Here is a 12018-nt window from a genome sequence, read left to right on the forward strand (position 1 = left end):
CCGGGCGGTGGATCGGCTGTTCGTCAGTTACAGCTGATCCGCGCCCCGGTTTCCATGCTGTAGTTCGCCCACACCATCGCATTCCGCGTATTGGGGCCGTAATCGCCGTCCGCCCGGACGCCCACCTTCCTCTGAACGGATTTGAGCGCCGACTCGGTGAGATCTCCGAAGTCCCCATCCGTTGCCAGCCTGTATCCGTAGCAGGAATTCAGGTTCTTCTGAAGGGCGCGGACTGCCGTATTGCTCATGCCCCAGTCCAGCCAGCAATTGGGCGAATTGCCAACGTAAGGGACGTACTTGTAAGAGGTGGGGTTTGTGACTTTGTTGTGCAGAACCGCCCCGTAGGTGCAAGGGGAGTAGTCAGCCGCGGTCGCGGACGGGGCGACGGCGAGAGCGCCGCCGAGGAGGGCGGCCAGAAGGGCCCCCGCGGTCGTAGCCGACTTGGCGCGCCCGCTTCGGATTTTGCTCAACTCTGCTCCACCTTCTGGTTGTTGGCGGACTGCCCGAGTTCTTGCGGCGCCCGCCACGGCCGGTGTCAGTCCCGTACGACGGGCACGGTAGCCCGGTCCAGTCGCTGAGTGTGTCGGTCGTTTGCCCCACAAAGGAGCGGCCGTTATCGGTGTTCGGGCCTCGCGGCGACTCCCCGCTGGGCGCTCTACCTTGATCGCCGTTCAACTACCCTTGACCCCATGCGGCACGGGGGACGCGAGGGGAACAGGGGCGGAGCCGCTGAGCCGATGGACGGCCCCAGGTCCAGCGAGCGCCTGTTGATCCTGGCCCTCGAGCGGTACGGGGTGTGGCTCCGGTCCACCGTGGTCTGTCTGTGCAGTGCGCTGGGCGTCGCCTCGGCGGATGTGGCGGACATTCCCCTGGCGATGTCTCTGCTGGTGCCCGCTCTCCTCGCCTGCGGTGTGCGCCTCTACTCGCTGCGCCGCCCGCTCCCGTTCGCCCTGCTGTGGACGTTGGACGCGGCCGCGCTGGTGCTGACGGGACTGTCCCAGCCGGTGCTCGGCGGCGACGGCGCGGATGTGATGGTGGAGGCGATTGTCGGCATCAGCCTCATCACTTTCCAGCACGAGTGGGCGACGCGCCCCCTGGCCGGGGCTGCCCTGGCCGCGTTGGGGGCCCTCGTCAGCGCGCTGGGCGACGTCCTCTCCTCGCCCGGGCACGGCCCGGAGTTGATCCCTCTGATGCGCATGCTTTTCCTGGCGGGCCTGTCGAGGGCCGCTTTCCTGATGGTTCGGGCGCGGGCACGGGCGGCTGACCGGGCGGCCGCGGCCAGGGCGGCGTCGCGCCGGAAGGCTGATGTCGCCGCCGCACGGAGAGCGGCCGAGCGCGAGTACCTGGCGACCTTGCACGACACGGCGAGCGCGACGCTGCTGATGGTCTCCCAGGGCGACGGCCGGGACTGGTCGTGGCTGCCCGCCCGTGCCAGACAGGATCTGGAGGCATTGTCCGCCATGCCCGGATTCGAGACGGAGAACGTCGACCTCGCGGCACTTCTCGGCTGCGTGCCCGAGGGTGAGGGGCAGGCCAGGGTGCGGCTCAAGACGCACATCGAGGGCCCGCTCGCGGTCCCGTCCGGCCCTGGGCTTGCGATATTCAACGGGGTCCGGGAGGCCGTCACCAATGTGGCACGCCATGCCGGGGTGCGGGAAGCGGAGCTCAGGGCATGGGCGGAGGGGAACGGCACCGTCGTCGAACTGTCCGACGCGGGACGGGGATTCGACCCGGAGTCCGTCCCCGCACGGCGCCGGGGCATCTCCGGTTCCATCGTCGGCAGGATGCACGCGGTCGGCGGCTCCGCTTCCGTCACCTCACATCCGGGCACCGGGACCCGCGTGCAGTGGCGCTGGCACGGCCCGGCCCGGGCGTCACAGGCAGGAGGGGGCGGAGCGCAGGTGACCGGCGGCGTACCGCGTCCGCCCCGCGCCCAGACACAGCACACGGCCCTCGTCCGCCTCATCCGCGGGCAGCTGCTGTACGGGGCTCAACTGGCCGCGCTGCTGATCAGTCTGCTGTCGCAGTTCACCCTCTCGCTGTACCAGCTCATGGCCTACCAGAGCGTGTACCGCCCCGCGTGGGCACAGACAGCGGCCTTCGTCTGCCTCGCCGCCGTCGCGGCGACCGGGGGCGCCTATCTGCTGCGCGGCAGGCAGATCCCGCCGAGGGTGCGCTGGTGGAGCCTGGGCGCGGTGCTGACGGTTTCCGCGACAGGCGCGTTCACGCTCCCGCCGGAGCGGCTGGCAGGGGCGGAGGACTGGGTGTTCGGGCTGGTCGGCTGGCATGCGCTGTTCCTGCTGGCAGACCTGCGGGTCAGGGTGTTCGCGGCATTCCTCGGGGTGCATATCGGACTCAACGCGACCGCTGTGTTCTTGTCGGGGGCGCCGACCGCCGCCGAGTCGGCCGTCATGGGGATCTCCGACTGCGGCTTCCAGCTCTCCGTCGGTGTACTGCTGACGCACCTGCTCCACGGTACGGCGCCGGCAGCGGGGACCGCGGCCGCACAGGAGGAGGAACTGCGTACCCGGGAACGCATCCACGAGGACATGCAGCGTGACCACAAGGAGCGCTACCGCGCCCTGACGGCGACGACGGTGCCGCTGCTCGTGGGCCTCGGCCACGGCGTGCTGAGCCCGCACGACGAGGAGGTCAGGCTGCGGTGCGGCGTGGAAGCCGCCCGTATGCGCCGCCTGTTCGCGGAGAGCGATGCCGTCTCCGACCCGCTGCTGAACGAGTTGCGGGCGTGCGTGGAGGTGGTCGAGCACCAGGGGGTGAAGGTGAGCCTGGCCGTACGAGGCCGGCCGGGGGAGGTGCCTGTGGAGGTACGCAGGGAGCTGGTCGACCCGCTGGCGGTGATTCTGGGCCGTACCCGCTCGACCGCGCGGGTGACCGTCGTGTGGACACCCCGCGCGGTACGCGTGAGCGTGGTCAGCGAGGACTGCGCCGGCGGCCGCGGCACGGGAGAAGCCGCTCAAGCACACGACCGCGCTATGGACGCCAAGGTGACCGTGGCCCGAACGACGCGCGGCGAAAGTGTGTGGGTGGAGGCCGGCTGGAGAAGACCGGCGATCTCCGGAGTTGACCAGGCATGAGTGACAACGCACCAGTCAGCGTGGTCGTCGTGGACGACCATCCCGCCATCCTCTCGGGCGTAGAGGCGTGGTACGCCGCATCACGGCGGCCCATCACCGTGGTCGCGGCCGGCGGCTCCGTACAGGAAGCCTGGACCGCGCCCGGCAGCACCGCCGATGTCGTCGTCCTGGATCTGCAACTGGGCGAGGGCGGCCCCGCCTTCGGCAGCCTTCGAAGACTCGTCGACGCCGGGCGGCAGGTGGTCGTCTACTCGATGCGGGACGACGAGAAGACAGCACTCAACTGCCTGGACCTGGGAGCCGCGACCTTTCTGACCAAGAGTGAGGGCCGGGACCACCTGGTCGAGGCGACGCTGGCGGCAGCCGATGAGCGGCCCTACATGCCGCCCGCGCTGGCCGGCGCGCTGGGAACGAACACCCGCGCCGACCGCCCCCAGCTCTCCGTGCGCGAGGAGAACGTGCTCATCGAGTGGTTCCAGTCGGAGTCGAAGGAGCTGGTCGCGCAGCGTCTCGGCATCTCCGTACGGACGGTCAACTCGTATCTGGACCGGGTGCGGATCAAGTACGCGAACGTCGGCCGCCCCGCGCGGACCAAGGCAAGCCTGGTGGCCCGCGCCATCCAGGACGGGCTGGTCGACGTGGACGACCTCTGAGTACGGGCAGTACGGGCAGCAGCGCTCACGCGCGTGTCCTGAGCACCTCCCGGCCCGGGTCGGCGCCACGATCCGCTGCAAGGTCACTGCCGGCACCGACATCCGCGCTGTCACCGTCACTACCACCGCGGTCAACGGCAAGCAGGTCAGTTACAACATCAAGGTCGACGCCAGCGCTGCCTGAGCTCGAGCTCAGGCGCCCCCGACGGCAGTCAGCAACGCCAAAGGAGCCGCCGCCGACCGGGATTCCCGCACGCACGCGTGCGGGTAAGGCACCGGCTCCCCCTGACTGTCGCGGCCGTAGCCCGCAAGGACCTCCGGGAGCCGGTGGCCGGCCGTCGTCGCCGCGTCCACCAGCGCATGCGCGACCGTCCGGGCCTCGTCATGGAGCCCGTACCGCGCCAACCCCAGTGTGATCAAGGCGTTGTCGTGCGGCCACACCGACCCCCGGTGATACGACAGCGGATGGTAGGCGGCCTGCCCGGAGGCCACCGTCCGCACCCCCCACCCCGAGAAGAAGTCCGGCTCCAGCAACCGCCGCCCCACCAACTCCCCGTACTCCTTGTCCAACAACCCCGACCACAGCAGATGCCCGGCGTCGGAGGCCAGCGCGTCCACCTGGTTGCCGTCGCCGTCCAACGCCAGCGCGGGGAAGGCGCGTTCGGGCATCCAGAAGTCCCGCTGGAAGCGGTCGCGGAGGTCGCTCGCCGCCTGCTCCAGCAGCGCCGCGTACACCTCGTCGTCCCACACCGTGCGCGACAGATGCGCGGTACGGCGCAGGGCGTCGTACGCGTACCCCTGCGCACCCGCGGCCATCACCGGCCCGGTGGCGCGGCTGCCGTCGGCGGAGCAGATGGCGCCGGGGGAGTCCTTCCAGTTCTGGTTGGCGAGGCCGCCCTCGTCGGCGCGGTAGACGAGGTAGCCGCGCGAGGTGAGGCCGCCGTGGTCCAGCATCCAGCCGATCGCCGCGCGGGCGTGCGGCTCGAGACGGCGAGCGGTCGCGACATCGCCGGTCTGCTCGACGTACGCGCCCAGCAGCACCAGGAAGAGCGGCGTGGCGTCGACCGAGCCGTAGTAACGCCCGTACGGCACCTGCCCGAAGTGCGCCAGCTCCCCGTGCCGTACCTCGTGCACGATCTTGCCCGGCTGGGCCACCGCTCCGGTGCCGGTCGCGGTCGCCTGGGCCGCGGCGAGCGCGGGCAGGGTGGCGGCGGCGAGCTGGGGGCGGTAGGGGAGCGCGAACAGGGAGGTGAGGAGCGCGTCCCGGCCGAGCAGCGTCAGGAACCAGGGGACTCCGGCCGCCGGGACACGAAGTTCCTCTCCATCGGGGCCCGTTGCCGGGACCTGGAGGACGGCCAGATCGGCGAGGCCCCGCTCGCAGGCCGCGGCCAGCTCGGGCCAGCCCGTCGGGAAGGGCACGCCCTCGGTGAACTCGCCCTCCAGCGCGCGGAGTTGCTCGTTCACGGCGGACGGGGACGCGGGCACCTCCGGGTGCGGTGTGCCGTGCGGGCGGGCCGCGACCCGCAGAGCCAGTTCGGCGGAACCGTGCGGCTCCAGGTCGAGGGCCCAGACCAGGCGACGGGCGCCCGTACCCGTCTCCTCGACACCGTCAGGCGCGGGCTCGGCGGTGACCGTCGTACAAGAACGCCACTCGCCGCGCCGGTAGCTGAACTCGATGCCGTCGTCCAGGATTTCGCGGGAGCGGACGGCGCCGATCTTCGCGTATGTACGGTGGTCGGAGCGCAGCTCGAACTGGTCCGAGAAGTCGGCGTCCGCGGTGACCGCGATCCGGACCGTCGTCGGCACCGGCCGATTGCTGGTGACGCGCAACGACTCGACGAACGCGCCGTCGGCGACGGCCTGTTCACGGAAGAGCGTGTACGCGGGCGGCTCCTGCCGGCCCCCGCGCGGTACGAGGACACAGCGCGCCACGTCGCCGTCCGTGACCGGCGACAGCGCCTCGGGCACCGCGCCGTCGACGGTCAGCTGCCAGCGGCTCAGATGCCGGGCGTCGCGTACGAACAGCCCGTCGGGGGAGCCGCTGCCGCGCACTCCGCTGATGTCCCCGCCGTCACCCACGGCCGCGAACGTCCCACCGTGCACGAGCAGATGCTGCCGGTCCGTCATACCTGGTTCCCTCCCTTGGCACCCTTGCCGATCTCTTCGCCTACGTGATCGCTTACGTGCTGCGCCGCGCTCCGTGAAGGGCCCGGCTCGTGCTGGTGGTCGTGGTCGTGCAGCAGGTCGAGCGTCAGCGCGGCGGTCCAGCTGAAGCCGGTCGCTCCGCAGGCCTCGCCGCTGTACGGGGTCACGTACTCCGCGAATCCGGAGGCGCCCGCCGTGTCGAGCAGTGAGCTGCGGAGGCGGTTCGCGAGGGCCTGCTCCCCGTGCAGCCTGAGGCCGCGCTCCAGCATCCAGTTGGTGTTGAACCAGGCCGGGCCCCGCCAGTACCGGTGCGGATCGAAGGCCTCACCGGTCAGGTCGTAACTCGGTACGAGCCGGGTGGCGCCGCCGAGCCCGAAGTGCGGCCCGCGCAGGGTCCGTACGAGACTGTCGGCGACGTCGCAGGGCAGGGCAGGCAGGAGCAGCGGGACGAGGCCTGCCACGCCGCGCTCGGGGATGAGCTCCCCGGTCGTGACGTCCCGGCAGAAGAACATGCCCTCCGCCGGGTCCCACAGCCGCTCCACCAGCGCCGCCGTCAGCCGCTCAGCGCGCGCACTGCGGGCCGTGCTCGTGGCGCCCAGCTCGCGGGCGATCCGGGCCAGCGCGTACTCGGAGGCGATCAGCAGCGCGTTGAACGCCGGGTCCTCGACCGCGAACTCTCCCGCCCGTCTCCCACCACCGCCCTCAAACGAGGCCCTGCGGGCCACCCCATCGCCTTCACCGTCTACGTATTCACGATCCCGGTAGTCGCTCGCCAGCGCCACATACCGCCCGTAGTCCAGATCCGTCGGCCGGTCCGAGGCGGCCCCGTGGTCCAGGTCGGCGCGGCGGAAAGTGCGGGGCGGGGCGGGCGTGACGCGGCTGAGCGGGGCGTCCCAGGACGGGGCGTTGTCCATCCCCTGCTCCCACGGGTGGACCACGGAGGCCAGGCCCCCGCCGCCCAGGTCCCGGCGGTGCAGCAGATAGCGGTGCCAGGCCGCGAGTCGCGGATAGAGGCCGGACAGGAAGCCGCGGGCCCGCGACAGGCCCGGATCGGCGACATGCACCAGCCAGGCGGCGAGCGCGTGCACCGGTGGCTGCACGATGCCCGACGTCTGTACGGTGCGCGGGGCGCCCGCGGCGCGTCCCGCGGTGGAGGAGCGCCAGAAGTCGGGGCTCGGGAAGTACGCGTCGAGCGGGACGGAGGGGTTGAAGACGATGTGCGGAATCCGGCCGTCGCCCCACTGCGCGTCCAGGAGCGTCTCCAGCTCCACTTGTGCCCTGAGCGGCGACAGATGGCGCAGCCCGATCGCGATGAACGCCGAGTCCCAGGACCACTGGTGGGGGTACAGGCCACGCGAGGGCACCGTGGACGTCCCGGTCCAGTTGTCGTGCAGGACGCGCGCGGCCCTCAGATGCAGCGAACGCGCGGCGGGGCCCGGATCGTATACGACCGTCCCGGAATGGCCGATCTCACCCTGGCCGGAAAATGGGGGTGAGGTCGAGGTGCGTACGGGATCCGGGGATCCGGTGCGGCGGGCGGTGAGCTGGGTCGAGCGGTCCACTCGGGTCTCCACGAAGACGTATGTCCGGCCGGTTCGGTTGATGCTTCCGTAGGGTTACGTCTATTTAACACGCAAAACTCAATATGTAATGCAGAGTTGAGGAGCGCAAGGGGGTGTGCATGACTGAGAACGCCGGGAGGACCGGTACGGCAGGACGGGCCGCGAGGGCGGCCGGCCAGGGGAGCGCCGGCGAGCTGCTGGCGCTGGTACGCAGCGGACGGGCCACCACACGCGGTGCCTTGCAGCAGGTCACGGGCCTGTCCCGGGCCACGGTCGGCCAGCGCCTGGACCGGCTCTTCCGGGCGGGCTGGCTGCGCGAGGGCGCCGCGGGCCCGGTGGACTCGCCGCTCGGCGGCCGGCCCTCGGTCCGACTTGAGTTCGACGACTCACATGCCGTCGTCCTCGCTGCCGACCTCGACACCCGGCACGCGCGCACCGCTGTCCTCTCGCTCAGCGGCGAACTGCTGGCCGAGCACACGGGCTCGCTGCTCATCGAGGACGGCCCGGACGTGGTGCTCGGCGAACTCGGCCGCTGGTTCGGTGAGCTGCTGGAGAAGGCGGGACACCGGGCGCACGAGGTGTGCGGGATCGGGCTCTCCGTGCCGGGCCCGGTCGACAGCGACACCGGCCGCGTGGTCCAGCCGCCGATGATGCCCGGCTGGGACGGCTACGACATAAGGACCCGGCTGGCCCGCTCCTTCGCCGAGCACACGGGCACCGAATCCGTCCCCGTACTTGTGGACAACGACGCCAACCTCATGGCGTACGGCGAACAGCGCACCGCCTACCCGGACTGCTCGGCCTTCGCCCTCATCAAGGTCTCCACCGGCATCGGCGCGGGCGTCGTCGTCGGCGGCACGATCTACCGGGGCATCGACGGAGGCGCCGGGGACATCGGGCACATACGGGTCCCGGAGGGCGCCGACGCGCTGTGCAAGTGCGGTTCGTACGGCTGTCTCGCCGCCGTCGCCAGTGGCGGTGCCGTGGCGCGGCGGCTCGCGGAGACCGGGGTGCCGGCGGCCTCCGGCTCGGATGTGCGGGATCTGCTGACCGCCGGGCACCCGGGAGCGGCGGCGCTCGCGCGGGACGCCGGGCGGCTGGTCGGCGACGTACTGGCGACCGTGGTGACACTGCTCAACCCCGGAGTGCTGATGATCGCCGGGGATCTGGCCGGAACTCCGTTCCTCACGGGCGTACGCGAGCTGCTCTACCAGCGCGCCCTGCCCCGCTCCACCGCCCACCTGGACGTGGTCACCTCACGGCTCGGGGAGCGGGCGGGCCTGGTGGGGGCGGGGCTGCTGGTGGTGGAGCACCTGTACGCGCCGGAGCGGGCCGAGGAACGGCTGCTGGCGATGGGCGTGTGAGACGCCCGGCGTCAGTGGATGCGCGGGGGTGCCGATCGGTGTGTGACATTCGCATTACGGACCGCGTACGCGTCCGCATGGTGAAATCTGGCCGCTCGAATCGGCGTGATTCTTGCCACCCTTGATAAGGGTTGCGCTCAGATGAGCGGATCTTGGGCAACTGCACTTCTCCAAGGGGTGGCACTCAGTGCCACCCCTTGATCGTTCACGCTGTGAACTCACACGTACGAAGCGCTGCTCATGTGAGCGCTTAAGCGGGTCTACGGGCGTCGACTCGTTCGGGAAGTGAAAACATCACCTCTCGACTCATTGCCAGCTCTTGACTTGCGATCTGTTGGCGGACGGGCGGTTACGGCCGCATGACGCGCAAGTGGACGTACCGAGGTACCTTCGATTTGGGTATGTTCCTCGCCGTCAGGGCAGCCAGCGCGTCCTCGAGGAGTCGAGATCCGTGTCGGAAAACAAAGATCCCCACGTAACTGGTAGCGACGCTCAGGGCGTGAAGTTCGTTTATGACTTCACCGAGGGCAACAAGGACCTCAAGGACCTCCTCGGCGGCAAAGGCGCGAACCTCGCCGAGATGACCAACCTGGGCCTTCCCGTCCCGCCGGGCTTCACGATCACCACTGAGGCGTGCAAGACGTACCTCGAGAGCGGCGCGGAGCCCGCGGCACTGCGTGACGAGGTGAGTGCACACCTCGACGCCCTCGAAGAGAAGATGGGCAAGAAGCTCGGGCAGGCCGATAACCCCCTGCTCGTATCGGTCCGTTCAGGGGCGAAGTTCTCCATGCCCGGCATGATGGACACCGTCCTGAACATCGGGCTCTCCGACAAGTCCGTCCAGGGGCTGGCCAAGCAGGCCGGCGACGACCGCTTCGCATGGGACTCGTACCGCCGCCTCATCCAGATGTTCGGCAAGACGGTCCTCGGCGTCGACGGCGAACTCTTCGAGGACGCGCTGGAGGCGGCGAAGGTGGCCAAGAAGGTCACGGTCGACACCGAACTCGAAGCGGCCGACCTGAAGAAGCTCGTCACCAAGTTCAAGAAGATCGTCAAGACCGAGGCCGGGCGCGACTTCCCGCAGGACCCGCGCGAGCAGATGGACCTCGCCATCCACGCGGTCTTCGACTCGTGGAACACCGACCGCGCGAAGCTCTACCGCCGCCAGGAGCGCATCCCGCACGACCTCGGCACGGCCGTCAACGTCTGCTCGATGGTCTTCGGCAACCTCGGCCCGGACTCGGGCACGGGCGTGGCCTTCACCCGTGACCCCGCGAGCGGCCACCAGGGCGTGTACGGCGACTACCTGCAAAACGCGCAGGGCGAGGACGTCGTCGCCGGCATCCGCAACACGGTCCCGCTCGCCGATCTGGAAAAGATCGACAAGAAGTCGTACGACCAGCTGATGCAGATCATGGAGACCCTGGAGAACCACTACAAGGATCTGTGCGACATCGAATTCACCATCGAGCGCGGCCAGTTGTGGATGCTCCAGACGCGCGTCGGCAAGCGGACGGCGGGCGCGGCCTTCCGTATCGCGACCCAACTGGTGGACCAGGGGCTGATCGACGAGGCCGAGGCGCTGCAGCGTGTCAACGGCGCTCAGCTCGCGCAGCTGATGTTCCCGCGCTTCGACGAGGACACGAAGGTCGAGACGGTCGGCCGGGGCATCGCGGCCTCGCCGGGTGCGGCGGTCGGCAAGGCGGTCTTCGACTCGTACACGGCGGTGAAGTGGTCGCGTTCGGGCGAGAAGGTGATCCTGGTCCGCCGCGAGACGAACCCGGACGACCTGGACGGCATGATCGCGGCGGAGGGCATCCTGACCTCGCGGGGCGGCAAGACGTCCCACGCGGCGGTCGTGGCGCGCGGCATGGGCAAGACGTGTGTGTGCGGCGCGGAGGAGCTCGAGGTCGACACCAAGCGCCGTCGGATGACGGTCCCGGGCGGTCATGTGGTGGAGGAGGGCGACCTGATCTCGATCGACGGGTCGTCGGGCAAGGTCTACCTGGGCGAGGTCCCGGTCGTCCCGTCGCCGGTCGTGGAGTACTTCGAGGGCCGGATGCACGCGGGCGCCCAGGACGCCGACGAACTGGTCGAGGCCGTACACCGGATCATGGCGTTCGCCGACCGCAAGCGCCGCCTGCGGGTGCGCGCCAACGCGGACAACGCCGAGGACGCGATGCGCGCCCGTCGTTTCGGCGCGCAGGGCATCGGCCTGTGCCGTACGGAGCACATGTTCCTCGGTGACCGTCGTGAGCTGGTCGAGCGCCTCATCCTGGCCGACACGGAGGACGAGCGCGAGGAGTCGCTGAAGCAGCTGTTGCCGCTGCAGAAGCAGGACTTCGTGGAGCTGTTCTCGGCGATGGACGGCCTGCCGGTGACGGTCCGTCTGCTCGACCCGCCGCTGCACGAGTTCCTGCCCGACATCACTGAGCTGTCGGTCCGGGTCGCCCTGGCGGAGGCCCGCCAGGAGCCGCACGAGAACCTCCTCCGCCTCCTCCAGGCGGTGCACCGCCTGCACGAGCAGAACCCCATGCTGGGGCTCAGGGGTGTGAGGTTGGGCCTGGTCATCCCCGGCCTGTTCACCATGCAGGTACGGGCGATCGCCGAGGCCGCGGCCGAGCGCAAGAACGCCAAGGGCGATCCGCGAGCGGAGATCATGATCCCGCTGGTCGGTACGGTCCAGGAGCTGGAGATCGTCCGCGAGGAGGCCGACCAGGTCGTCGCGGAGGTCGAGGCGGCGACGGGTACGGAACTCAAGCTGTCGATCGGCACGATGATCGAACTGCCGCGGGCCGCGCTGACCGCCGGTCAGATCGCGGAGGCGGCGGAGTTCTTCAGCTTCGGCACGAACGACCTGACGCAGACGGTGTGGGGCTTCAGCCGGGACGACGTGGAGGCCTCGTTCTTCACGGCGTACCTGGAGAAGGGCATCTTCGGCGTCTCCCCCTTCGAGACGATCGACAAGGACGGCGTCGGCTCCCTGGTGAAACTCGCCGCCGACGCCGGCCGCGCCACCCGCCCCGACCTGAAACTCGGCGTCTGCGGCGAACACGGCGGCGACCCGGAGTCGGTCCACTTCTTCCACGAGGTGGGTCTGGACTACGTATCGTGCTCGCCGTTCCGGATCCCGGTGGCGCGGCTTGAGGCCGGCCGCGCGGCGTCTACGTCGAAGGGCAGCGACCACCGCTGACCTGCT

8 protein-coding genes are annotated in these 12018 nt (G+C 70.1%); 5 read left to right on the forward strand and 3 right to left on the reverse strand.

Going from position 1 to position 12018, the window contains the following annotated elements; translation table 11 throughout:
• Positions 1 to 23 precede the first annotated feature (23 nt).
• Complete coding sequence (locus tag OHT21_RS31865; RefSeq protein ID WP_328771723.1) at positions 24 to 470, reverse strand: peptidoglycan-binding domain-containing protein; 447 nt, start codon at positions 468 to 470, stop codon at positions 24 to 26.
• 219 nt (positions 471 to 689) lie between these two features.
• Here OHT21_RS31865 and OHT21_RS31870 point away from each other — a divergent pair, with 219 nt between their 5' ends.
• Genes OHT21_RS31870 through OHT21_RS44810 form a run of 3 tightly spaced genes read left to right on the forward strand, consistent with a single transcriptional unit; the run spans position 690 to position 3932 of the window.
• Positions 690 to 3095, forward strand: coding sequence for a sensor histidine kinase (locus tag OHT21_RS31870; protein ID WP_328771724.1), 2406 nt, complete (start codon positions 690 to 692; stop codon positions 3093 to 3095).
• On the forward strand, positions 3092 to 3748 hold the full coding sequence (locus OHT21_RS31875; protein WP_328771725.1) for a response regulator transcription factor: 657 nt from the start codon (positions 3092 to 3094) through the stop codon (positions 3746 to 3748). Before OHT21_RS31870 ends, OHT21_RS31875 begins: the two co-directional genes overlap by 4 nt.
• Positions 3636 to 3932, forward strand: a complete 297-nt coding sequence (locus OHT21_RS44810; protein ID WP_443050682.1) for a DUF4333 domain-containing protein — start codon at positions 3636 to 3638, stop codon at positions 3930 to 3932. The genes OHT21_RS31875 and OHT21_RS44810 overlap by 113 nt, the downstream gene beginning before the upstream one ends.
• A gap of 8 nt (positions 3933 to 3940) precedes the next feature.
• Here the strand turns inward: OHT21_RS44810 and OHT21_RS31880 are convergent, their stop codons facing one another.
• Both OHT21_RS31880 and OHT21_RS31885 read right to left on the reverse strand, forming a co-directional pair.
• Positions 3941 to 5875, reverse strand: coding sequence for an amylo-alpha-1,6-glucosidase (locus OHT21_RS31880; protein ID WP_328771726.1), 1935 nt, complete (start codon positions 5873 to 5875; stop codon positions 3941 to 3943).
• Entirely contained in the window at positions 5872 to 7455 is a 1584-nt protein-coding gene (locus OHT21_RS31885; protein WP_328771727.1) for an MGH1-like glycoside hydrolase domain-containing protein, read from the reverse strand. The genes OHT21_RS31880 and OHT21_RS31885 overlap by 4 nt, the downstream gene beginning before the upstream one ends.
• Before the next feature lie 119 nt (positions 7456 to 7574).
• Between OHT21_RS31885 and OHT21_RS31890 the strand changes: the two genes are divergently transcribed.
• Together OHT21_RS31890 and ppdK are read left to right on the forward strand one after the other, a co-directional pair.
• Positions 7575 to 8819, forward strand: coding sequence for an ROK family protein (locus tag OHT21_RS31890; RefSeq protein ID WP_328771728.1), 1245 nt, complete (start codon positions 7575 to 7577; stop codon positions 8817 to 8819).
• Positions 8820 to 9270: 451 nt separating this feature from the next.
• Positions 9271 to 12012 (forward strand): pyruvate, phosphate dikinase, encoded by a 2742-nt coding sequence (gene ppdK, locus OHT21_RS31895; protein ID WP_328771729.1) that lies wholly within the window; start codon positions 9271 to 9273, stop codon positions 12010 to 12012.
• Positions 12013 to 12018 lie beyond the last annotated feature (6 nt).

Source organism: Streptomyces sp. NBC_00286, from assembly GCF_036173125.1.
In the GTDB taxonomy this organism is placed as follows: domain Bacteria; phylum Actinomycetota; class Actinomycetes; order Streptomycetales; family Streptomycetaceae; genus Streptomyces.